The organism is Gluconobacter sp. P5H9_a, from assembly GCF_018812085.1.
Lineage (GTDB): Bacteria > Pseudomonadota > Alphaproteobacteria > Acetobacterales > Acetobacteraceae > Gluconobacter.
Window position 1 is genome coordinate 120862 of record NZ_JACRVW010000001.1, and the last position, 22249, is coordinate 143110.

Below are 22249 nucleotides of genomic sequence, written 5' to 3' on the forward strand. Positions count from 1 at the left end.
TTTTCTAAAGGCTTCCAGCAACATATTGCAAAAATTTTATCGTTTTGACCCAAAAATTACATAAAAAAAGCAGCTCACCCCCAGGGGATGAGCTGCTTTGGCCGTCTTGAACTGCTGGAGCAGATCAGAAGCGGTATTCAATACCGGCTGCAACCGTGGTCGGGTTCAGGCTGTCACGGGCGTGGATGTATGGGCCAGAAGCCCCGCCGCGCTCGTTGATGAAGGCCGGAACGGACAGCCACATCTGCTTGGCGTCAAAGTTGAAGAACCAGTTGCCGACGAGCTGATAATCAAAACCAACATTGGCAGCCGGACCAACCGTCGTACGCAGATCAAGCTTCTGAACCGCACCACCAGCCGGGCTGATATTGTGGAAGAACGCCAGCGTCAGGCCGACACCCACATATGGGTTGAAGCGCTTGTGCGGGCGGAAGTGCCAGGCCAGCGTCAGCGTCGGCGGCAGAACCCACGTGCTACCCAGATCAACCTTGCCCAGAGCCGTGTCTTCAGCGGCCAGTTCATGACGGGTGCTGGCTGCGATCAGATCCAGAGAGATATGATCCGTGAAGAAATATTCGAACGTGAATTCAGGAGCTACCTGATTGGTTGCTTTCACGCGGCCACCGATCACCTTCACGCGGGAAGACGTATCCTGCGGAAGAACACCCAGAGCAGACAGACGGATCAGGAAGTCACCCTTGCCCAGACCGATCTTTGTGTTCGCGCAGGTCTCGAACAGACCGCAGTGGCCGGATGACGGGGGAATGATGTTGACCTGTGGTACCGGAGCCGCCGTCATCGGAGCGGAAACAGTAGCCTGAGGAGCAACGACAGGGGCCGTTGTCTGAGCGAAAGCAGGTGATGCCACCAGACCTAGGGCGGCGACCAGCGCAAGAGCTGAAGTCTTCATGTTAAAGAGGTTCCATCAACAATAGTTGACCTCACAAAGCACTCCTCCCCCCGCCTCACCTTGACCTGGATCAAGTCTGGGGAATTATGTGCTATGGGTGTGGCGGCACAGCAAATGTTACAGGCCGGGAGAGTTCCAATCATCATGACATCAACGCGTATCCCGGACGAAGTCCACGATCGCTGTGCCCACTGCATTGGTCGCGAACATAGTATCTGTAGTGCAATAGACGATTGTGATCTTGCTATACTTGCTAGTGAATCTTCAAAAATGACTGTTCCGGATGGACGTTCATTTATAGAAGAGGGCGAGCCAGCCCATGATTTTTTCGTTGTGACTGGTGGACGCGTTAAACTTTTTACACTTCTTCCAGACGGACGCCGCCAGATTACCGGTTTTGCTGAAGGTGGAGATTTCCTTGGGCTTGCAGCGTCCACGAGCTATGCATTCGGTGCAGAGGCGCTCGGCACTGCGGTTCTGTGTCGTTTTCCCCATGCGTCGATGCAGCGACTCACAAATCGCTTTCCCAATCTGGAGCATCGGCTGCGTCAGGAAGCGTCTCGTGAACTGACCCTGATGCAGGCTCGTATGACCCTGTTGGGCCGAAAGACGGCGCGCGAGCGTCTTGCAACCTTCCTGATGGAGCGCGCCCGGCTGCTCTCAGCGCCAGTACCAGAGCCTCATGCGCCGATTGAGCTGGATCTACCCATGCCGCGGACCGATATCGCGGATTATCTTGGACTGACTATTGAAACAGTCAGCCGTGTTCTGAGCGCCTTTAAACGGGAAGGTCTGATAAGCATTCGTGGCATTACTCACATTACAATTATGCAACCTGATCGCATCGCTATAATTGCGGAAGGCCTCGAATAGAAGTTTATTTACCGGGAAGCCACATTCCCGCCACGAAGTGCTGGTGTCTTCCTGCAAGATGATTACAGGAGACTTCATGAAAAACCGTATTTTCTTCCGTTCGCTTCTTGCTGTCAGCCTGCTGACCGGTTCGGTTTCAGTAGCCTCCCAGGCCTACGCAGCCGATCCGGCTGCAGCTACGCAGAGCACTCAGAATGACTTCCTTGGGAATCTTGCCCAGAAAGAAGACAATCTCAACAACCGCGTGAAGAACTACCAGACGCAATCTGCTGCAGCCCAAGCTGAGCGCACGCAGAAAATCCAGGCACTCAAAGACAAGTACGCGAATGCACCGGCTAACGAAAAAGCCAACATTCAGAACAAGATCAACAGCGAGCGTGACAAGCTGAATACAGCCCGTACCGCACAGACGGAAAAGCTTCAGAAGCTGCGCAATGCGCCGCAGGAACAGAAGAACCGTCTGAATGCACTGGGCAAGAAGAGCCGCAGCGATGCGACGAACTTCCTGAACGGCGGTCTCTGAGACAGCCTCACCAGCCGGATTACTCCGGCTGGCATTCTTTCTTACGTTACAGAGAGCGAAACGCTTTCATGGCCCGGTCCCGACCGTCCTGAAGCTCGACGATCGGATGTGGGTAAGTCTTTCCCAGAATGACGCCAGCGTGGCGCAGTTCATCTTCCCGAGCGTTCCAAGGCTCGAACAGTGCCTTTCCTGAGAGCTTTTTCAGCTCTGGCACCCATTGGCGGATATAATCGCCGTCAGGATCAAATTTTATACCCTGTCTGGTCGGATTAAAAATCCGGAAGAACGGCGCAGCATCAATGCCCGTCCCAGCAACCCACTGCCAGTTCATGGCATTACTCGCCCAGTCCGCGTCTACCAAGGTGTCACGGAACCAGGCTTCCCCTTCACGCCAGTCAATCAGCAGATGCTTCGTCAAAAATGATCCGACGATCATTCTCGCCCGATTATGCATCCACCCCGTCACCCAGAGCTGCCGCATGCCAGCATCCACAACAGGAATGCCGGTACGTCCCTGTTGCCATGCTTCCAAATCTGTTTGGCTCGTGCGCCACGACATGGATGAAAATTTCTGATTCAGGCTGGCTTCGGGAAGAAGAGGCTGATGGAAAAGGGTGTATTTCGCGAACTCCCGCCACCCGATCTCGGAGAGAAAAATCCTCGCGCCTTCTTCGGAAGCTCCTTTACGTTGAATCGCGGCCCAAACCTGCCGCGGAGAGATCGCCCCGGATGCCAGATAAGGGGACAGCCGCGAGGTTCCTTCACGCCCTAACTCGTCCCGACCGGTTCCATAACGGGCACAGTCGTGTTTCAGGAAGTCCTCCAGGTGCTCCTGTCCCTCGGTTTCCCCCGGCTCCCAGTTAGACCGCAACCCGGCGGCCCAGTCAGGCTGGGTGGGGAGGAGACCCTTCTCATCAAGACGATGATCCGGAAGCAAATCGTCCTTAACAGGGAAGAACGACAGGTGGGATGGCGCATCTACAGGATCCGGAACGTCCTGAAGCTGAAACGCTTTCCAGAAGGCCGTGAAAACGCGATAGAATTTTTCTTCCTTCGTGCGGACCCGTTCAGGATCCAGCAGGACTGTTCCCCATTCTGCCTTCGTCGAGACGCCGTTTTTGCTGAGCGCATCAGCAATACGGTCGTCCTGTTCCCGCTCTTTAGCATGAAACCGGTGATGCCAGAAAACGCAGTCAGCGCCGGTTTCTTTTGCAAGCGCAGGGATCAGCGTCTCTGCGGACCCATAAAGCGTCAGGAGCGCTCCATGGTATTGAGCCAGAGATTTTCTTAGCTCGGCCAGTGCGCCACGCAGCCACCACCGGGATGCCGCTCCCAGACGGTGGAGTGCAGGTTTCTCATCATCAAGAATGTAAACGCAGATCAAAGGTCGTCCGGTTTCTACAGCAGCCTGTAGGGCAGGGTGATCTGCTAGGCGAAGGTCATCCCTGAACCAGACGATGACAGGGGATTCTTTAGTCTGTGACGCGCGGGCAAGCATTCGGCTCTCTTTCCGAGGGCATGAAAGGACTGAGGGTCAAAACCTCGAAAATAGCGCTCACAGAGTGCGTGAGCTGAAATTAAGCGTGCTTTGCGTCGGATGGTTTCACAGTTTGTGTTGATGCGGGCAGCGGCTTGTGCTCCCGGCCAGAATAATTGGTGATGATGGTCCGCACAGCGCCCGCGGCTTCTTCAGCAGCCATGATAGCCGTGTCGCCCCACGCATTATCCAGGGAATGAGCTGGAACATCGTGAAGCTGTGTTGCTGCCCCGGCTTCCTTGCCGTCTGGTGTGATGACATGCCAGACGATCTCAATGTGCTGCATCAAAGTTTTATCAACGGTCCCCGCAGTTGTGACCTTCACGACGCCCTGAACCGTAAAATCCGCGTTCTTGGCATTGGTCTGCACAGAGTTTGTCTTGTCAGGCAGCGAGGCATAGAACGCCCGGGCGAGAGAGGTATTTCCGTCACCGGGCGCTCCTTTGACGCCTTCAAAATAGATATGAGCGGCACGACGCATGAGGCTGTGAGGGTCCTGCTGCATCATATCCGCCTGAATACCGGTCAGGAGATTGGCCAGTTCCGGAGCTTCTTGCATGGCGGCGCCCTTAATGGCCAACGGATCTCCCGCACTCCAGCCTGCCATATCAACTGGTGCACCATCGCCTTCAGCACGCGCTTTCCCCTCAGGCGTCATGATGACGTAGTGCGGCACCACCGCTCCGTTGCGTGTGCTTGCGCTCAGTTTCAGCCACCAGTCACCCGGCTTTTTCGGCTGGGCAATAGCCGGCACCGACTGTGCCACCATGGCTTCCGCAACGTCATGAGCCCACAGCTTCGCAGCATCATCGGACAACAAGGACTCGGAAGATGTCGGAACGGCCAGTCGGGCAGGAGGCAGGTTTGCCGTTGCGAGCTGCCGGGCCTGTTGTCCCGGGTCCGAGAAAGGGCGGGGCATGCTGAAGCAGCCAGCCAGACAGAGGGGCAGCAGAACAGGCAGGAAACGGCGCATCAGGGCTCCGGAACAGTGATAAAGAGATCGGCGAAGTGTAAGGGATCACTTCGCCGATGTCGAAACTGCGGATTAGCGGCGGATCAGAATGTAATTGATCGTCACATCGATATCGAAGTGGTCGCCCTTCATGTCCGGCGGCACGGGCGGCAGTTTGGCCCCCTGGAACATACCCGTCGTGGCAGCATCCAGTGAGTAGGAGCCGGACTGGCCCGTCAGCCGGACTGTTTTCACATGCCCGAATCTGTCCAGAACAACATGGACAGAAGATGGACCATCCTCTCCGGCGCGGGCGGCATCTTCCGGATAATACATGTGAGACCGGATCCAGCGATCAATCTCGCTGCCGTAGTCTTCACTGACGCCCTTCACGCTGGTGCGTGTCTGATAAGGCGCGTTAATGGCGCCATTCATGCTGAGCGGCCCCAGCGACATGTCAATCGGCCCGCCCGAGCCTGCCGCACGTCCACGACGGTGCCGGTAGGGCGATGGCTGTTCACCGAAGGACAGATCCATCGGATGGGCGAACGGATTGTTGTTCTGTGACCGGTTCGAGCGATGGGCACGATGACTGTGCGACGTCGTCTGTGTGTTTCTCTGGCTGGGTGCGGCGCCCGGCGTAACCTGCTGAGACGGCGTGGTCTTGGGAAGCTCGGACGACGACTCTTCGGGCACGGGCGGGGCCGACGGCGTTTCAGGCGTCGGTACGGCAGGTGTTGGCGCAGATTGTTGTTGCTCTGGCTGCTGCTGTTCCTGCTGGGTTTCTTCCTGGCTCTGGGCAGGCGGTGGTGGCGGAGCGCCCCCCTGATCATTGGCGCGCGGTCCCTGCATGCTGCTTTTTGAGGGAGGCTGGTCAAAGACCATCTCAACCTGCGGCTGCTCACTTCCTGCAGGTGAACCATGCACGCCCTGATGCTGCGTAAGCAGCAGGGCGAGGACTGCCGCATGAAGGCCAGCAGAAATGCAGAACGGAACAGTCGGCCCCGGTTCCACAATGGTCTGTGGACGCATCATGGGCGTCAGGACGGGACGAACCGGGCTTTTCGCAGGTGGGACATAATCCTTCAGCCGGGACCGGAATCCCTTCGGTGACTGAAGATGTGCATTCACAGGGCGTAAGGACGCAGCGAACAGCTTTGGCTCGCGACGCTCCACCTTGCCATTGGCAGACGGCATTTTCCCGCTCATAGGTTGCGGGCCTGCTCAAAAGAGGAAAGGTGGCGGCAAGTCATCGCCAGGCTTTATGCACCAGGGCGGGCGGGTTCGTCATCCGGCAGGCTGGTATCCGGTCTGGGGGTGGGCATTGCGTCTGTCACTATCATGGCAGTAATGGCCAGTTCACGAAAGAGACAAAGCGCCATGTTCCTGGCAGGAAAGACAGCTTCATGACAGACAGTCTCATATCGTGTCTTTCCGTTGATCCGGATGTTGCAGCCGCAGTTCGCAGGATTGGTCCCTGTCGCCTTCAGGGAAGAGGCGATCAGGAGCCATATGACGCCCTCCTCCGTGCCATCGCCGGGCAACAGCTCCACGGTGTGGCTGCGCGCCGTATCTTCGGGCGGCTATGCCTTCTTGGCCCTGAGGCGTCCGAGGATGGCACGCCTCCAGCACCTGATGCCCTTCTTGCTTTGTCCGAAGATGCTCTGCGTGCCTGCGGCCTGTCTGCCAGCAAGCAGAGCGCCATGCGGGGCGTTGCGCAGGCTCGCTTGGATGGACTTGTGCCCAGCCGACAAGATGCTGATGCACTGGAAGACGAGGACCTGATCCAGCGGCTCATAACCCTTCGTGGTGTCGGACGATGGACCGTTGAGATGCTGCTGATGCTGACGTTGAACCGGCCCGATGTGATGCCGGTGGATGACTTTGGTGTCCGGGAAGGCTGGCGCCGGATTAAAGGGCTGGACATTGCGCCGAAGCCCAAAGCCCTGAAAATTGAAACGCTTCCCTTTTCCCCACATCGCTCCGCGCTGGCCTGGTATTGCTGGCGCGTGGCGGAAGAAGGGCGAAAAACTGCTCCCAACGTGTTGACGGGTTAGTCTGGAGAGTTGGCCGGTTCGTTGAGGAACGTCATCATTTCAACAATGAAAGGGCGGGGCTGCTCCGCATGAAGCCAGTGACCTGCGCCCTCCAGCGTTTGTATCCGGGCATGAGGAAACAGTGCCATGATCAGGGGGTGGTGCTCCGGCCTGACATAGTCGGAATTGCCCCCACGAAGGAAAAGAGCAGGCCCTTCATAAGGAATAGCCTGAATTTCAGGCCAATCTTCGATCAGACGTATCCCGTGCGTAATGTCATCAAATCCAATGGCCCAGCCCGGCGTGCCGTCGAGGCGAACATTCTGAGCCATCAGTTCCGCGACGGCTCTGCTGCCTGTGACGGGTTCCAGCAAGTCCAGCGCGCCACTCCGGGTCAGGTCTGGCGGAAACGTGATGGCATCCAGTCGGGCAATCATATCTCCATGGCCCTGCTGGGTCCGCGCGGGGGCCATATCAGCGACCATCAGGCGGACTACACGGTCTGGCTCTGCCAGAGCGAGCATCATTGCAACCTTCCCACCCATGGAATGTCCGACGACCGAAAAGGAATCGACCCCGAGATCATCAAGGGTTTCCAGCACATCCTGCGCCATGGCCGCGTAGCTAACGGGGCCATGCGGACTGTCTCCGTGATTGCGAAGGTCCAGGGCGATCGTCCGAAATGTCTGGGCTGCCTCACGCTGAAGAAAACCAAGATTACGGGCGCGTCCAAACAGTCCATGCAGGAAAACGACCGTTTCCTGTCCGTCCCCGCGTTCGATGGCGTTGAGTTTCATGCATGATCCTTCCATGACAGCGGTTGATCGCAAGCAGCGTTCCAGCCAAACAGAACTACACCTGCCGCCGGGGAGACCTCTTGTCCACCAGTCCCACCCGTAACGAATTGCGTTTTCGCGTGAGTCGCCATCTGCGCGAGCTCGTTCGTCACCCCACCCAGGCTCCGGTGACGCTGCGTGCGATGGTGCGCGCTGACGAGATCTGGCTGACTGTTCTGGCTGCCGTGGTCGGGGGACTGTCCGGGCTGTGTGTTGTGATTGTTACAACCGTCACCCTGTTTCTTCACAGCGCACTATTCGGTCGCGGTAACACTGTGGACGGTCACCTTTCCGGCCTGACATGGCTCCCCCCATGGCGTCTTCTCCTTGTCCTGACACTGGGCGGCCTTGTCCTTGGAATATTCGGTGCGGTGGTTGCAAAAGTTATGCCACGCCGTCCGGTCGATCCCATTGAAGCCAATGCTCTGCATGGTGGTCGCATGTCTGTGCGAGACAGCACGATCGTTGCGCTTCAAACGATCCTGTCCAATGGCATAGGGGGCTCAATCGGCCTCGAAGCAGGGTTTACACAGATTGCCTCTGCTCTTGGGTCCCGCATTGGCCAGTCTTTCCGGGTCCGTCGTGAAGATCTGCGTGTTCTGGTGGGCGCGGCTGCTGGTGCGGCGATCGGTGCGGCATTCAACGCGCCGGTGGCGGGGGCTTTTTACGCCTTTGAACTCGTGATCGGCTCTTACTCTCTCGTCAGTCTGTCACCCGTCGCTGTTGCGGCTCTTGCCGGTGTGGGTGTGGCGCATCTGTTTGGTCACATGCCTGCCGCGGTTGTGATTGCAGATCCGGGGACCCTGACGTGGGATGGGAGTGTCAGTGTTGTTGTCATCAGCATTCTGTCTGCTCTGACCGCCATCGGCGTCATGTATTGTGTGACACAGACCGAGGTTGTGTTTCGCAAGCTCCCTGGCCCTGTGTGGCTGAAGCCTGCTGTCGGCGGACTGATGGTTGGTGGATTGGCAGTCATTCACCCATCAGTCCTGTCGGCGGGACATGACGCCATGCGAGTGGTTTTTGCGGGATGGATTACGCCCCGTCTGGCTCTCGGCCTGCTGATATTGAAAGCGCTGGCCTCCTGCATTTCCATCGGCTCCGGATTTCGCGGAGGCCTGTTCTTTGCATCTCTGTACCTCGGGAGCCTTGCCGGGACAGTGTATGGCGCGCTGCTTGAATGGATCGGCTTGGCGCCAGTGTCCTTGACGGCTTGTGCTCTGATTGGCATGAGCGCCATGGCCGTGGCCATCATCGGCAGCCCCATGACCATGGTGTGTCTGCTTCTGGAACTGACCGGCAGTATTTCCATGAGCGGTGCAACATTCGTGGCCGCTGTTTTGTCGCTCCTCACTGTGAGGCGTCTGTTCGGCTACAGCTTCGCCACATGGCGCTTTCATCTGCGTGGTGAATCCATTCGCTCTGCCGTGGATATCGGGTGGATGCGCTCTCTGAACGTTCGGCGCATGATGCGCGGACAGGTGCGAACCATCTCGTCTGACACCCCCCTGAACCGGGCACAGGCTCTTTTTCCGTTGGGTTCCGCGCAGAGAGTTGTCCTGTTGGATCGGGACAGCCGCTATGTGGGGATGGTTAATGTGGCAGAGCTCCAGGCCGTTCCCGCGGCCTCAACGGCCGTTCAGAGCCTCGCCCATTTCGAAAACGCCATGTTGACGCCTCTGCTGACAGTTCGGGAAGCCGTGGAACTGTTCGAACGTGCAGAAGCCGATGCCCTCGTTGTCGTGGAAGATCTTCAGTCCCGTCAGGTGGTTGGTATCCTGACGGAACAGCACGCTCTGCGTCGCTATGCCGAAGAGCTTGAGCGCAGTCGCCGAACACTTGCCGGCGAAGAGGGATCAGCCGTGTGACGGTTCACCCTTGGCATCGACGTCTATGCGCTTCAACATGACAGTCCATTCACAGGAGAACACTCATGTCCAACACCCCTGAAGATCGTCTCGCCGCCCTTGAAATCACACTGCCGGAAGCTGCTGCACCGGTTGCGAATTACGTTACGACTGTCCTGACAGGCAATCTGCTGGTCGTTTCGGGTCAGCTTCCTCTCGTGGATGGTAAGCTGCTCATTACCGGCAAGCTGGGCGACGAAGTCTCCAATCATGCAGGTGTAGCCTGTGCACGCGCATGCCTCATCAACGTCATTTCCCAGGCCAAGGCCGCTCTGGGCGGTGATCTGTCCCGCATCAAGCGGGTTGTGCGTCTCGGTGGTTTCATTGCCTGCACACCGGAATTCACGGAACATGCTGTTGTCATGAATGGTGCGTCTGATCTCGCGGTTGAAGTCTTCGGAGATACAGGTCGTCATGCCCGCTCCACAATTGGCGTTCCAAGCCTGCCAGTGAATGCACCGGTTGAAGTGGAAGCCCTGTTCGAAGTCGTCTAATTTCACCGGACTGGATGGGCTTCTTGCCCATCCAAATTCATGGAAAAGACAGTAAGACGTTGCCTTTTCCATGCCTGATCAACACGTTTGCCCTATGGGTTATGTACGTTTGCAGGATCAGCCGTCATGAGCGCCTCTACTCCCCCGCCATCAGAAGCGACTGATTGGACGCTGACGCTTCATGCGTCCATCCATGAAATCGGCCCGGCTGAATGGAATGCATGCGCCGGCGACGAAAATCCGTTTGTGTCCTTCGGGTTTCTTTCGGCTCTGGAAGACAGTGGATCCGTCGCAGACCGAACCGGATGGCTTGTCAGGCATGCTGCACTACGCGCTCCCAATGGAACGATCGTAGCGCTCGCTCCTCTCTATGGAAAAGCCCACTCCATGGGTGAATACGTCTTCGATCAGTCCTGGGCCCGGGCCTATGAAGCTGCTGGAGGGCACTATTATCCCAAGTTCCAGTGCGCGGTTCCGTTTTCCCCAGTCCCAGGTCCGCGTCTTCTTGTCCGGCCTGATCAGTTGGAACCACAGGCCGTCGCACGAGCGCTGGCATCGGCTTTAATGCAAGCAGCCGGGCAACTGGGTCTGTCCTCCGTACATGCGACATTTTGTGATGATGCCTCAATGGAGGCATTTGAAAGCTCCGGATACCTCAAGCGCCTAGGTATTCAGTATCACTGGCAAAATCAGGGATACGCGTCTTTCGAGGATTTCCTGAATGCCCTGTCATCCCGTAAGCGCAAGGCCATTCGTAAGGAACGCAAAACAGCCCAGACCGCTGGCCTTACCTTCGTGACAAGGCAAGGCGCAGATATTTCCGCTGCGGACTGGAAAGCCTTCTATCGATTCTATCAGTCTACGGTCGATCGAAAATGGGGGAGTGCTTACCTGTCTGAAAGCTTTTTCCCGATGCTTTCAGAGCGCTTGGGCAACAGCGTCGTCCTGATGCTCGCGGAGCATGAAGGTCGCCCTGTGGCTGGGGCCCTGAATCTGATGGGGAAAGATACTCTCTTCGGGCGGAACTGGGGATGTGACGGTGAGTGGCCCTTTCTTCATTTTGAGCTGTGCTACTATCAGGCCATCGATTTTGCCATTGCCCATGGGTTGACCCGTGTGGAAGCTGGCGCGCAAGGGGAACACAAGATCCAGCGCGGTTATCTGCCAGCTCTTACGCGCTCGGCGCACGCCTTTTTGGATCCGGGACTGGGGAGAGCTGTTGCGGCTTTTCTTGAGGAAGAGCGGAGCGCTCTTCTGGATGAAGCCGAAGCCCTGGCAGCAGGCTCTCCATACCGTCAGGACGACTCGTCCTGACGGGTGCAGTTAACGATTGGGAAAGGGTCTGAGAGTTAAGCTTCCTCCATGACAGTGGAATGCCGGAGCTTCAGCCGTGGAGAACAGCACCTATATTGCCCTTTCGCGCATGGATGCCCAGCAACGCGCCATGTCGGTGGTGGCAGACAACATGTCCAATGCTTCTACGGTTGGTTACAAACGCGAAAACGTTCTGTTCAGTGACTACCTTTCCCGGCAGCACGGAAGTACCCAGCCCACAGGCGCTGAGACCCAGGCCTATACTCAGGATCGCGCGACCTATCGTGACTTTCAGCAGGGCGACATGCAGCAGACGGGAAACCCGCTCGATCTTGCCTTGGGTGGAGAGGGGTATTTCCAGGTGCAAACCGCCAACGGTGTGCGCCTGACGCGCGCTGGCCGTTTTGAGAAGCAGCAGGACGGAACGGTAGTTGACGAAAGTGGTAACGCCCTTCTGGACCGGGAGGGGCAGCCCATCGTGCTGCCAGTAACGGATCATCAACTCACCATTTCTTCGGACGGTGTCATAACCACTGAAACCGGTGAAGCCGGGCAGATTGGTATCGTGACTGCACGGGACAATAACACTCTCCAGGCTGAGGGCAGTCATCTTCTCCGATCAGACCAGCCAACCGATGCCGTGGACAGGCCTTCGATCCTGCAAGGCATGGTCGAGGGCAGTAATGTGCAGATGATGTCCGAGGTCACGAAGATGATGGATATCCAGCGCAATTTCGATTTCATGGCGCAGTTCGTCAACGCCGAGGCGACACGTCAGCAGAACGCCATCGATAAAATCGTTCAGGTCTCCGCCTGACAGACGTCCTGACGGGACAAGGATTAAAGCCACATGCGTGCACTCGATATCGCTGGAACGGGCATGCAGGCCCAACAGACCAACGTTGAGACTATTTCGAACAACATCGCGAACATGAGTACGACCGGATACAAACGGTCTCGTGCTGAGTTCCAGGATCTCATCTACCAGAATATCCGCCGGGTCGGCACGAGTTCGTCTGATACAGGCACGACTGTGCCTGCTGGTGCACAGGTTGGTCTGGGCGTAAAAACAGCCGCTATTTATCGCATTAACGATCAGGGCAGTCTTGAACAGACAAGTAACTCTCTGGATCTAGCCGTGCAGGGCAAGGGATACTTCCAGATCCAGCTCCCCTCCGGACAGTTGGCTTACACGCGAGATGGTACCTTCTCGATGGACAATACGGGATCGCTTGTCACAGCTGATGGCTACCAGCTAAGCCCGACCATCACGATCCCCAATAATGCCCAGAGTGTCAGCATTGATCAGTCCGGGCAGGTCAGCGTAACCGTCGCCGGGCAGAACAATTCAACTGTTGTCGGTCAGCTCCAGCTGGCGACCTTCACGAATGAAAATGGCCTGGACGCGATGGGCCAGAACCTGTTCACGCCTACCACAGCTTCTGGCGATGCGATGCTCGGAACCCCGAATACAACGGGTTATGGCAGTGTCATGCAAGGCTATGTTGAGAACTCGAACGTCAATGTTGTGACGGAAATTACAGATCTCATTACGGCGCAGCGTGCGTACGAAATGAACAGCAAGGTCATTACGTCAGCAGACGACATGATGCAGACGCTTAACAACCTTGGCGGCCGCTAAACGTGAAAGAAGGGTGGTGGCAAGTCGGACTGCTGGTGTTTTCAGCTGTAGCAACGGGTTCCGTCCATGCGGCCACGCTCCGCACGAATATCAGTATCGATCATGCTCGTGTTCATCTTTCCGATCTGTTTTCAGGCCTGACGTCAGCGCAGGACGCCGATATCGGAGACGCTCCTGCACTCGGCGCGAATTATGTTGTAGGTGGCCCGCAACTGACAGCGATTGCTGCACAGTTTAGTGTGGACTGGCCAGATGCATCGCCCTTGGTCTCTACGACGGTGACGAGGGCCACACGTTTAATCGGGGAGGATGATATTCTACCGGTTTTGCGTCAGGGGCTGGATTTGCCTCAGGACGCTCATGTTGAAATTACCCTGAGTGGTTTTCGGTCTGTGCCAGTTCCTGCGCAGGAGCAGACGGTTCCCATTCTTCTGCATCTGGAGCGTCCACCACGAGGGGGTGGCCATTTCAATGCTCGTATGGAAGTTCCATCCAGATCGGGTGGGAAAGCAACATCCTTTTCGGTGAATGGCTCTGTGACCATGGAGGTCCGGGCCGTGACGCTTCGTCATGGGCTTCGTCCGGGGCAGCCTGTGCTGCCTGAAGATGTGAGTGTTACTTTGGTCCGGTCATCCGATGTGCCTGAAGACGCGTTGCAGACCATTGATGATGCAGTTGGCCTGGAAGCAAGAGGCAGTCTGTCTGCGGGACAGGTTCTGGCATCCTCGCAACTTGTGCACCCTCAATTAGTGCGCCGGGGATCGCCCGTGGTTCTGTCGTACACTTTGCCGGGAGTTCGCCTGACAGTGTCAGGAACTGTTCTGGAGGCAGGCGGCAAAGGCGATACTGTTCATATCTACAATGCCAACAGCCACATGGTTTTGACAGGGCGCGTCACCGGACGAACTGAAGTAGAGGTCATCCCGGGCATTGCCCCTCTTTCTGCTGACAGCCGAAACCGTCCTGCAGCAGTGAACTTGCCGACGTTATAAAGAAGCCTGAAACGCTGATACATTTCAGGCTCCAAAATGAACAGCAGTCCGCTCGTCTGGCTTAACTCTGGTTCTGCACACTGTTGGGCATAGCGCGGTGCTGGAAGAGCTTTCCAATGCGGAGCATCATTCGCCGGACCCATTTTCCAATCGCATCCATCCAGAGATAGACGATCGGAGTAGTATAAAGCGTGAGTAACTGACTTACGATCATACCTCCGAGCACAGAGACGCCCAGCGGGGCCCGCATCTCGCTCCCGTAACCATGTCCGATGATAAGCGGCACAGCACCGAGGGCCGCAGCGAGAGAAGTCATGAGAATTGGACGGAAACGCGTGATGGATGCTTTGAAAATGGCATCCTTGGGCGACAATCCATCATGGCGCTCTGCATGAATGGCAAAGTCGATCACCAGAATGGCGTTCTTTTTCACAATGCCTGTCAGCAGGATGATGCCGATAACAGCAACTACGCTGAAGGGCATTCCAAAACACCATAGCCCTATGATGGCGCCAATGCCGGCAGAGGGCAGCGTGGAGAGAATGGTGATGGGATGAATCAGGCTCTCATACAGAATGCCAAGCACAATATACATGACGGCAATGGCTGCTGCGAACGCCAGCAGTGCATTGATCATGACTTTGGTTGTATCGCCCGCTGTCCCCGTGAACTCGCCCAGAACACCTTCTGGAGCATGGGTATTTTTCAGCGTGTCCTGAATGAGCTGTACGCCCTGAGCATAGGTCACGCCGGGCGCCAGATCGAAGGAAATAGCGGTCGAATAGTACCCCGAACGATGGGTGACATCGAGCGGCTGCTGTTTCCAGAGAATTGAGGCCACGTTTTCAAGCGGAATCATCTTTTCTGTCGAAGACGATACAGCGGCACCGCTGGAACTGTTTCCGGAAATCTGGTTGGCCAGTGAGTTCTGAATAGATGCCGTTGCAAGAGATGCAAACGTGCTTTCAGTCCCGCTGGCGGAGGCTTTGGCTCTAATCAGGTTGGACGCCACACCGCCCGCTGCTGTGCCAGCAGAGGTTGAAATCCAGACCTGATGCAGCATGTTGGGATCAGTTCGATACTGCGGGCCCAGAACCATGACGACCCGGTGTGTCGTCAGGGGAAGGTGGATCGTGGAGACGATGGTCTGCCCGTAGGAATCATACAGAACATTCTGGATCAGCTGCGGTGTGATGCCATAGCGCGCTTCCGTATCGCGATGGACCGTGACGTAAGCGGCGACGGACTGGCTTTCTGTCGCAGAAGAAAGGTTGACCAGCTTTCCTGAGGCCCGCAGCGCCCCAAGCATTTTGGGAAGATAGCCCGTGAGGCTGGCAATATCTTCACTGCGCAGAACATAGCGGTAAGCACCGGTGTTCTTCTGGCTGCTTCCCCCTTGGCTATTGCCGCCGACATTCCAGAACATCACGTCTGCTCCCGGTTCAACGGGAACAGCCTTGCGAATACGGGCCAGCACTGTGGCTACCGGAGCGCGCTCGCTTTTTTCCTTCAAATGCAGGTAGAGCTGGCCGGAGTTTTTATCGTTACTGAAAATAGTCGTGGATGTTACGTCCGGGTCCCGCTGCACGATTGCACCGACAGCCCGCAGCCTGCGGTCAATTTCATCAAAGGACATGGTCGCATCGCCTTGGATGCGACTGCCAATCAGGGAAATATCCTGCTCAGGGATAAATTCCTTGGGCATGACGATGACTGAACCCACGAGCAGGATAAAACTCAGGGGAAGGGTCAGACCCATAAGGATCGTGTGCCGCAGACACCAGTGCATGGAGCGAGCGTAAAGACGTACGAGGCCATCCAGCCCCGCTTCAGTAAAGCGCACGATGGCGCCTGTAAGACCCTTACGGGGAGCGGTCCCATGATCAATTTCAAGCATGCGGGCGCACATCATGGGCGTCAGGGTGAGGGACAGCCACATTGAAATCACGATGGCTGAAATCATCGTCATGCAGAACTCGAACATGATCGAGCCTGCAGTACCCGGCAAAAACAGCAGAGGAATAAACACCGCAACAAGCGAGGCGCTGATGGATAGGACCGTGAAGCCGATTTCCGACGAGCCAACAATGCTGGCTTCGTAATGATCCATCCCATCTTCAATGTGCCGCGCAATGTTCTCAAGCACCACAATGGCATCATCGACAACGAACCCGACAGCGATCGTCAGGGACATCAGAGATAGAACGTCCAGAGTGAAGTTGAAGTAGGCCATTGCGGCCAGCGTGCCGGACAGGGCAATCGGCACAGTGACGGCCGGAATGACGGTGGTCATGACCCTGCGGAAGAAAAGCAGGATAACCAAGACCACCAGAATGACGGAAATGATGAGGGCGTCTCTCGCATCATCAAGGGCCGCCCGAACGGAGCGAGATGTATCGAGGCCGACAGTCAGTTTGACGCTACCCGGCAGACCCTCTCGCAGTTTGTCCAGATTAGCGTTGATCCCGTCCACGATCGCCACGGTGTTGGCGTGGGGCTGGCCGGAAACGATGAGCGTAATGGCCCGGTGGCCATTGATGTAGCTCGTTTGATAAACGTCCTGCACACCATCATAGACGTTTGCGACGTCCTTGAGGCGAACGGGATACAGTCCGTTCCGGTACCCGACGATCAGATCCCTGTATTCGCTTGCTTTGACGGCCTGATCATTGGTCGACAGCAGCATGCGCGTGCCATGACTGTCGATGAAACCCTTTGGCGTGAAGGCATTGGCAGAGGCGAGCGCCGAGCGGATATTCTCAAGCCCGATGCCCCATTTATATAGAGGCCCCGGATTAAGCTCCACGCGAACGGCCGGGTTCGATGAACCAACGACTTCCACACGGCCTACTCCTTTGACCTTGGCCAGATAAGGTTTGACCTGAATATTGGCCACATCATAGAGCTCGGCCTGTGTCAGCTGGTCTGTCGTGACACTGAGCAGGTAAACCGGGAAACCACTGCCATCCAGTTTGAAGGCCTGCGGATCATCGTCGAGCGTGCCAGTGGGAAGATCGCTGCGGGCAGCCCGAAGAGCGGCCTGTACGTCTCGCAGGGCACCGTCGATGTTCCGGGAAGACGAGAACTCAATGAAAATCTGCGCCTGACCCTGGCTCGTGTCAGACTCAATACTCTTCACATCGGCAATGGAGCCGAGACGCCGCTCCAGCGGGGTCGTGACAGAGGTTGCCATCTGCTGAGGGTCCGCGCCCGGCTGTGATGCCACGACCATGATGTTGGTCGTGGTGGCATCCGGCATCGTCGCAACAGGCAGAAGAGGATAGCAGATGACCCCGGCCATGAAGATGGCAAGAGACATCAGGATTGTTGCGACGGGGCGGTCAATGAAAAAGCGGCAGAAATTCATGCCGACAGCTTATCCCCGATTATGGTCTTTTGGTCATTACTATTAGGACACGAAAAGTCATTTTCGTACCGTGAGACTGGTCAGTAATCGGGCATTCCGCCTGGTTGGGATGAAGGCTGCCTGCAATAATAAAGTTCAGCCAGACGCGGCGGCAAGAGGTCCGTCAGGCGCGCTCCTAACCCCAGCCAGAAGGGAAACATAATTCGCCTCTGACCGCGCAGGGTTCCACGTAAAATGCGACGGACGGCCTTGTCCGTGGAGACCAGCCCCGGCATGGGAAAACGATTGGCCTGTACCATCGGGGTTTCCACAAAACCGCAACAGACGCTTGTAAGTGAAATGCCCTGTCGCTCCAGACTGGGCGCACTGGCAACAATAAAGCGATCAATTGCAGCTTTGGACGCTGAATAAGAGGGTGTGCCGGGATAAGAGACGAAGCTTGCGACTGAAGACATCACACAGATGCGGCCTCGCTGGCCATTTGGATCTGGTTTCTGCCTACGCATCTGCTCGATCGCTGGAAAAACGGTATTGAGGGCACCTGTCAGATTCGTCTCGAAAATGGCTCTGGCGTGCTGTTCCCGTTCCGCGACCAAAGGAATATCCCCAGCGGTAGGAGGAAGGCCGCCAGTCAGGCCCGCGCAGGCAAAGACCATGTCCAGTCTGGAGGGTGCAGACTTTTTGATCCAGTCCTCCATTTCTGGTCGGTCTCGAACGTCTAGAGTGCGCGTGTGAACCGTTGAGCCCAAGAGCTCACACTGGGACTTGGTGAGCGCCAGACCTTCCGGATGGATATCGCCCAGAGACAGGAACTGCCCAGGCCGGGAAAGGCGCCGTGCCAGTCCCTGACCAATTCCAGAACCGGCTCCTGTAATAAGGATCGTCATTGTGCGGGGCAGTTGTTCGTAGGCTTCTGCCCTGCAAGGAGGGTTCGTGCGAAACCATGAGCATCTGTGGTGACCGCAGCAAGAGTGCCACTATGGCTGGCACCGCCATAGGTCGTGTGGCTGACGGAGGTTCCTGCGGCACATAATGCATTTACCAAACGATGCTGCTCGGTTGGGGAGGAGTGCAGATCCTGCGCCCCCGTTGCAATCATGACAGGCGTTGAAAGCGACAGGGACGGATATTCAGCCCATTTCAGTGCTGGCGCCAATACGGCATCGGCGCCAGGCTTGAGTGTAGTGGCAGGTGTCAGGCCTGAACGGTGAGCCATCGGAAAGAAATCCGAACTGCATGTGCTTCCGGCGTCGTGCATCAAAGCCAGAGCCCGGTTTGTGAAGACAGCGTTGGCGTCAAAGGAAGGGTCAGCCTGAGCCAGAGACGCGCCAAGAGACAGGAGTTCCGGAACAGCTGGTGAGAAATTGTGCGGATTACGAGGGTGCAAAAGATCCTGAACGCCCTGCGCATCCAGATAGGGCGGGGCAACAGCGATCGTTCCCAGAATATGCAATTGAGGCGCGTAGGATGCCGCCATTGCAGAGGCTGCCAGAGCAGCCTGCGCTCCTTGTGAATGGCCACTGAGAAGTACTGTCGTCGAGATTGAGGGAAAGCGCTCATGAGCGGCTCGAACAGAATCCAGGACGCTCATCCCTTCTGAACGGGCATTGAGAAGGAGTGCCTCCCCGGGCTCCCCAAGCCCCGGATAGTCTGTGGCGACAATGGCAAAGCCCTGTCGCAGCCAGGGACCATAAAAGCGTTCCTGAACAGTCCCGAGGCCCATGACAGAAGGCGCACATGTCAGATGCAGGCCACTTTCTCCATGAGCCCAGGCCAAGACAGGCCACCCACCAGCGGGCGGCTTGCCTGCGGGAACCAAAACTTCCGCTGACACCCGAACAAGCTGCTTCGGATTACGGGCATCTGCGCTGCGATAAGTGAGACGCCATGCCTGACCTGGAACATGAGAAATCATGTGATCCAGACGCATCGCCTGACCCGCTGCCACCGGGACGCTGACGGAATAGGAGTCTCCGTCATCCTGCGATGCACAACCGGACAGGGCGGCACCGAGAGAGGTAAGGCTGAAAAGTGTAGCGCCCATCGTTCGGCGGAAGCGAATGAATGTCATGGTAACTCATGGTCTCCTGAGGAGGAAAACGCATCATAGCAGCGCCGGTTGTCTCCGGGGAGCCATCCTGACTTGGAGGCGAGGCCATCCGGCGCTACAGAAGATGCCACAGAAGACAGAAAGGAACCGATTATGAGCGATACCCCTCCCGACCGCCTGTGCGCCAGCCCGGACAGTCCATACTACAATGAAGGCGTGCTGAATCGCGGCGTTGGTGTTCGCCTCAAGGGCGAAGAGAAGACCAATGTTGAGGAATACTGCATCAGCGAAGGCTGGGCACGTCTGTCTGTTGGCAAGGCCGTGGACCGCAAAGGCCGTCCGATGACGCTGAAGGTCACGGGGACGGTTGAAGCCTGGTTCAAGGACGACGAAAAGGACGCATGATGACGCAGGTCAGCCCCCGCCGGATTATTATCGACACGGATCCCGGTCAGGACGATGCCGTGGCGATCCTGCTGGCGCTGGCCTCGCCAGAACTGCAGGTCGAAGCGATCATGACCGTTGCTGGCAACGTGTCGCTCGCCCAGACCACGAAAAACGCCTGCGCCCTGCTCGAACTGGCAGGGCGCGAGGATGTACCGGTTTTTGCCGGTGCCGCACGGCCTCTTCATAAGGCGCCGATCAGTGCTGAATACGTGCATGGTGAAACCGGAATGGGGGGCGCTAACCTGCCAACCCCTCGTCTCCGTGAGCAGCCGATGGACGCCGCTACCCATCTGATCGATGTGCTGCGGAAGGAGCCGAAAGGCGCTATTACGCTGGTTTGCCTGGGTCCTCTGACCAATCTTGCACACGCCCTGACGCACGCCCCGGATATTGCGCCCAGAATTTCCCGGATTGTCGCAATGGGTGGTGCGCAGCGCGAAGGTGGAAACATTACACCAACGGCGGAATTCAACTTCTTCGTTGACCCCCACGCTGCGAAAATCGTGATGGGTGCAGGTATTCCTGTCACGCTGCTCCCCCTCGATGTGACCCATCGCGCCATTGCGACGCCTGCGCGGCTGGCACCCATTGCTGCGCTCGGAACACTTGTGGGCGATATGGTTGTCCGGATGCTGGGTGCTGAAGACCGCTTTGAGAAGCTGAAATATGGATGGGAAGGCGGTGCACTCCATGACCCGCTGACGATTGGCTGGCTGCTGCGGCCGGGCCTGTTCTCCGGACGGGAATGTAACGTCGAGATCGAGATTGAAGCACCGCTTTGTCTGGGACAGAGCGTTGTCGATCTTTGGAAGGTAACCGATCGCCTCCCTAATGCGTTATGGATTGATCACATTGATTCCGACGCGTTTTACACTCTTCTTACCGAAAGACTGGCCCGTCTGGTTTAGGGTCTTCTTTTGTCAGCCCATGACTCTGGAGCATCGAACATGACAGATTCCAACCCGCAGGATCGCTTCTCCGTCGTCATCGTTGGTGGGGGTGCTGCAGGCATCACCATTGCAGCGCAGCTTCGACATCAGCGACCCAACCTGTCGATTGCCATCATCGAACCGTCTACGACGCACGCCTATCAGCCGGGCTGGACGCTGGTTGGAGCCGGCGTAATGACGCTGGCGGAAACGCTCCGTCAGGAAGGTGGCCTGATTCCGAAAGACGTGACCTGGCTGCGAGACAGTGTGGTGTCTTTCGATCCTGACGCGAACACGGTGACGCTCGAAAGTGGCCGTATGGTGGAATATCGTCGGCTGGTTGTATGCCCCGGCCTTCAGTTGGACTGGGATAAAATCGAGGGACTACCCGAGACGCTGGGCCGTAATGGCGTGACGTCCAACTATTCCCGTGAAACGGCTGCCTACACGTGGGAATGCATTCGTCATCTTGATGGTGGAAAGGCGCTCTTCACACAGCCTCCTATGCCCATCAAGTGTGCTGGAGCACCACAGAAAATTGTCTATCTGGCGAGCGATCACTGGCGCAAGGAAGGGTCGCTTCATCGCACGGAAGTCGATTTCTGCATGGCGGGCGACGCGCTGTTTGGCGTGGCATACTACGTGCCTTCCCTCCAGAAGCAGATCGATTTTTATGGGGTCAATCTTCATAAGAAAGAGAACCTCATCAAGGTCGATGGGGAGAAACGTGAAGCCACCTTCCAGATTGTTGGCACGGACGAAACTGTTGTTCGGTCATTCGACATGCTGCACGTTGTTCCGCCACAGTCCGCCCCGGACTTCGTCAAGAAAAGCCCCCTTGCCAATGCCGCTGGCTGGCTGGATGTAGACCCTACAAGTCTGCGTCATGTGAAGTATGATACTGTTTTCGGCGCTGGAGATGTTCTGGGTACCAGCAACGCCAAGACAGCTGCAGCAGCGCGCGAGCAGGCTCCCGTTGTGGTCTCGAACCTGCTGGCCTCTCTCGACGGCCGCCCTCAAACAGGGGCGTATGATGGATATGGTGCCTGCCCACTGACAGTGTCTTACGGCAAAGTCGTGTTGGCAGAGTTCCTGTATGGCGGGAAGGTTGCTCCGAGCTTTCCGTATGATCAGCGGAAACCCAGCCGCTTTGCTTGGCTCCTGAAAACCGAAGTTTTCCCCCGCCTGTACTGGCATGGAATGCTCAAGGGGCATGACGTTAAGGTCAAGCACAAGGTCAAAGAAAGCGCCTGATCTATAGGTGTTTCACGAGAAGAAGCCGGGGGTTCCTCCCGGCTTTATTTTTGCCTTTTCAGGATGTGTTCAGACGAGGCAGGAACGTTCGAAGGGTGCCGTCATTTGGTTGCGATGGAACATTCCGTAGATACGCCACTAAAAAGTGGATACTCACATCATCAAAAAACGGCAGAATTTTACCAG

20 protein-coding genes are annotated in these 22249 nt (G+C 56.8%); 12 read left to right on the forward strand and 8 right to left on the reverse strand.

The window, feature by feature from the left end; translation table 11 throughout:
- Window positions 1-124: 124 nt before the first annotated feature.
- Window positions 125-910 (reverse strand): OmpW family protein, encoded by a 786-nt coding sequence (locus KP708_RS00540; RefSeq protein WP_202206931.1) that lies wholly within the window; start codon window positions 908-910, stop codon window positions 125-127.
- 270 nt (window positions 911-1180) lie between these two features.
- On the opposite strand from KP708_RS00540, the gene KP708_RS00545 reads away from it, so the two are divergent.
- Both KP708_RS00545 and KP708_RS00550 read left to right on the forward strand, forming a co-directional pair.
- Window positions 1181-1783: a Crp/Fnr family transcriptional regulator gene (locus tag KP708_RS00545; RefSeq protein WP_252348071.1), complete on the forward strand. Its 603-nt coding sequence runs from the start codon at window positions 1181-1183 to the stop codon at window positions 1781-1783.
- 76 nt (window positions 1784-1859) lie between these two features.
- Complete coding sequence (locus KP708_RS00550) at window positions 1860-2306, forward strand: hypothetical protein (RefSeq protein WP_215749702.1); 447 nt, start codon at window positions 1860-1862, stop codon at window positions 2304-2306.
- A gap of 46 nt (window positions 2307-2352) precedes the next feature.
- Here the strand turns inward: KP708_RS00550 and KP708_RS00555 are convergent, their stop codons facing one another.
- From KP708_RS00555 to KP708_RS00565, 3 genes are all read right to left on the reverse strand, one after another.
- Complete coding sequence (locus tag KP708_RS00555) at window positions 2353-3804, reverse strand: deoxyribodipyrimidine photo-lyase (RefSeq protein WP_215749706.1); 1452 nt, start codon at window positions 3802-3804, stop codon at window positions 2353-2355.
- Window positions 3805-3883: 79 nt separating this feature from the next.
- Window positions 3884-4816: a hypothetical protein gene (locus tag KP708_RS00560; RefSeq protein ID WP_211500353.1), complete on the reverse strand. Its 933-nt coding sequence runs from the start codon at window positions 4814-4816 to the stop codon at window positions 3884-3886.
- A gap of 72 nt (window positions 4817-4888) precedes the next feature.
- Window positions 4889-5992 carry an energy transducer TonB gene (locus KP708_RS00565; protein ID WP_252347321.1) on the reverse strand — a complete coding sequence of 368 codons (1104 nt, stop codon included), beginning with the start codon at window positions 5990-5992 and terminating at the stop codon, window positions 4889-4891.
- 209 nt (window positions 5993-6201) lie between these two features.
- Here KP708_RS00565 and KP708_RS00570 point away from each other — a divergent pair, with 209 nt between their 5' ends.
- On the forward strand, window positions 6202-6852 hold the full coding sequence (locus KP708_RS00570) for a DNA-3-methyladenine glycosylase (RefSeq protein ID WP_046900471.1): 651 nt from the start codon (window positions 6202-6204) through the stop codon (window positions 6850-6852).
- Here the strand turns inward: KP708_RS00570 and KP708_RS00575 are convergent.
- Window positions 6849-7628: an alpha/beta fold hydrolase gene (locus KP708_RS00575; RefSeq protein WP_215749712.1), complete on the reverse strand. Its 780-nt coding sequence runs from the start codon at window positions 7626-7628 to the stop codon at window positions 6849-6851. The genes KP708_RS00570 and KP708_RS00575 overlap by 4 nt on opposite strands.
- A gap of 131 nt (window positions 7629-7759) precedes the next feature.
- Between KP708_RS00575 and KP708_RS00580 the strand changes: the two genes are divergently transcribed.
- The 6 genes from KP708_RS00580 to flgA all read left to right on the forward strand — a co-directional run bounded on the left by KP708_RS00580 (window position 7760) and on the right by flgA (window position 14016).
- On the forward strand, window positions 7760-9535 hold the full coding sequence (locus tag KP708_RS00580; RefSeq protein WP_215750102.1) for a chloride channel protein: 1776 nt from the start codon (window positions 7760-7762) through the stop codon (window positions 9533-9535).
- Window positions 9536-9600: 65 nt separating this feature from the next.
- Entirely contained in the window at window positions 9601-10068 is a 468-nt protein-coding gene (locus KP708_RS00585) for a RidA family protein (RefSeq protein ID WP_215749714.1), read from the forward strand.
- 126 nt (window positions 10069-10194) lie between these two features.
- Window positions 10195-11382, forward strand: coding sequence for a GNAT family N-acetyltransferase (locus KP708_RS00590; protein WP_215749716.1), 1188 nt, complete (start codon window positions 10195-10197; stop codon window positions 11380-11382).
- A gap of 76 nt (window positions 11383-11458) precedes the next feature.
- Window positions 11459-12199: a flagellar basal-body rod protein FlgF gene (gene flgF, locus KP708_RS00595; RefSeq protein ID WP_215749719.1), complete on the forward strand. Its 741-nt coding sequence runs from the start codon at window positions 11459-11461 to the stop codon at window positions 12197-12199.
- 33 nt (window positions 12200-12232) lie between these two features.
- Window positions 12233-13024 (forward strand): flagellar basal-body rod protein FlgG, encoded by a 792-nt coding sequence (gene flgG / locus KP708_RS00600; protein WP_046900475.1) that lies wholly within the window; start codon window positions 12233-12235, stop codon window positions 13022-13024.
- 35 nt (window positions 13025-13059) lie between these two features.
- A complete protein-coding gene (flgA, locus tag KP708_RS00605; RefSeq protein ID WP_371823794.1) occupies window positions 13060-14016 on the forward strand; it encodes a flagellar basal body P-ring formation chaperone FlgA in 957 nt (318 codons plus the stop codon).
- 61 nt (window positions 14017-14077) lie between these two features.
- On the opposite strand, the gene KP708_RS00610 is transcribed toward flgA, so the two are convergent.
- The 3 genes from KP708_RS00610 to KP708_RS00620 all read right to left on the reverse strand — a co-directional run bounded on the left by KP708_RS00610 (window position 14078) and on the right by KP708_RS00620 (window position 19454).
- Window positions 14078-17383 (reverse strand): efflux RND transporter permease subunit, encoded by a 3306-nt coding sequence (locus KP708_RS00610; RefSeq protein WP_252347322.1) that lies wholly within the window; start codon window positions 17381-17383, stop codon window positions 14078-14080.
- Window positions 17384-17463: 80 nt separating this feature from the next.
- Entirely contained in the window at window positions 17464-18270 is an 807-nt protein-coding gene (locus KP708_RS00615; RefSeq protein WP_215749722.1) for an SDR family oxidoreductase, read from the reverse strand.
- Window positions 18267-19454, reverse strand: coding sequence for a lipase family protein (locus KP708_RS00620; protein WP_215749725.1), 1188 nt, complete (start codon window positions 19452-19454; stop codon window positions 18267-18269). The genes KP708_RS00615 and KP708_RS00620 overlap by 4 nt, the downstream gene beginning before the upstream one ends.
- A 132-nt stretch (window positions 19455-19586) precedes the next feature.
- Here KP708_RS00620 and KP708_RS00625 point away from each other — a divergent pair, with 132 nt between their 5' ends.
- Genes KP708_RS00625 through KP708_RS00635 form a run of 3 tightly spaced genes read left to right on the forward strand, consistent with a single transcriptional unit; the run spans window position 19587 to window position 22063 of the window.
- The gene (locus tag KP708_RS00625) at window positions 19587-19838 is read left to right on the forward strand and encodes a DUF3297 family protein (protein ID WP_215749727.1); all 252 of its coding nucleotides are present in this window, start codon (window positions 19587-19589) and stop codon (window positions 19836-19838) included.
- On the forward strand, window positions 19835-20788 hold the full coding sequence (locus tag KP708_RS00630) for a nucleoside hydrolase (RefSeq protein ID WP_215749729.1): 954 nt from the start codon (window positions 19835-19837) through the stop codon (window positions 20786-20788). Before KP708_RS00625 ends, KP708_RS00630 begins: the two co-directional genes overlap by 4 nt.
- A 39-nt stretch (window positions 20789-20827) precedes the next feature.
- Window positions 20828-22063, forward strand: a complete 1236-nt coding sequence (locus KP708_RS00635) for an FAD/NAD(P)-binding oxidoreductase (RefSeq protein WP_215749732.1) — start codon at window positions 20828-20830, stop codon at window positions 22061-22063.
- Window positions 22064-22249: the final 186 nt, after the last annotated feature.

Coding starts and splice junctions, on each gene's coding strand:
- KP708_RS00540 (WP_202206931.1), bottom strand. CDS start 910: ATGAAGACTTCAGCTCTTGCGCTGGTCGCCGCCCTAGGTCTGGTGGCA.
- KP708_RS00545 (WP_252348071.1), top strand. CDS start 1,181: ATGACTGTTCCGGATGGACGTTCATTTATAGAAGAGGGCGAGCCAGCC.
- KP708_RS00550 (WP_215749702.1), top strand. CDS start 1,860: ATGAAAAACCGTATTTTCTTCCGTTCGCTTCTTGCTGTCAGCCTGCTG.
- KP708_RS00555 (WP_215749706.1), bottom strand. CDS start 3,804: ATGCTTGCCCGCGCGTCACAGACTAAAGAATCCCCTGTCATCGTCTGG.
- KP708_RS00560 (WP_211500353.1), bottom strand. CDS start 4,816: ATGCGCCGTTTCCTGCCTGTTCTGCTGCCCCTCTGTCTGGCTGGCTGC.
- KP708_RS00565 (WP_252347321.1), bottom strand. CDS start 5,992: ATGCCGTCTGCCAATGGCAAGGTGGAGCGTCGCGAGCCAAAGCTGTTC.
- KP708_RS00570 (WP_046900471.1), top strand. CDS start 6,202: ATGACAGACAGTCTCATATCGTGTCTTTCCGTTGATCCGGATGTTGCA.
- KP708_RS00575 (WP_215749712.1), bottom strand. CDS start 7,628: ATGAAACTCAACGCCATCGAACGCGGGGACGGACAGGAAACGGTCGTT.
- KP708_RS00585 (WP_215749714.1), top strand. CDS start 9,601: ATGTCCAACACCCCTGAAGATCGTCTCGCCGCCCTTGAAATCACACTG.
- KP708_RS00590 (WP_215749716.1), top strand. CDS start 10,195: ATGAGCGCCTCTACTCCCCCGCCATCAGAAGCGACTGATTGGACGCTG.
- flgG (WP_046900475.1), top strand. CDS start 12,233: ATGCGTGCACTCGATATCGCTGGAACGGGCATGCAGGCCCAACAGACC.
- KP708_RS00610 (WP_252347322.1), bottom strand. CDS start 17,383: ATGAATTTCTGCCGCTTTTTCATTGACCGCCCCGTCGCAACAATCCTG.
- KP708_RS00615 (WP_215749722.1), bottom strand. CDS start 18,270: ATGACGATCCTTATTACAGGAGCCGGTTCTGGAATTGGTCAGGGACTG.
- KP708_RS00620 (WP_215749725.1), bottom strand. CDS start 19,454: ATGACATTCATTCGCTTCCGCCGAACGATGGGCGCTACACTTTTCAGC.
- KP708_RS00625 (WP_215749727.1), top strand. CDS start 19,587: ATGAGCGATACCCCTCCCGACCGCCTGTGCGCCAGCCCGGACAGTCCA.
- KP708_RS00630 (WP_215749729.1), top strand. CDS start 19,835: ATGATGACGCAGGTCAGCCCCCGCCGGATTATTATCGACACGGATCCC.
- KP708_RS00635 (WP_215749732.1), top strand. CDS start 20,828: ATGACAGATTCCAACCCGCAGGATCGCTTCTCCGTCGTCATCGTTGGT.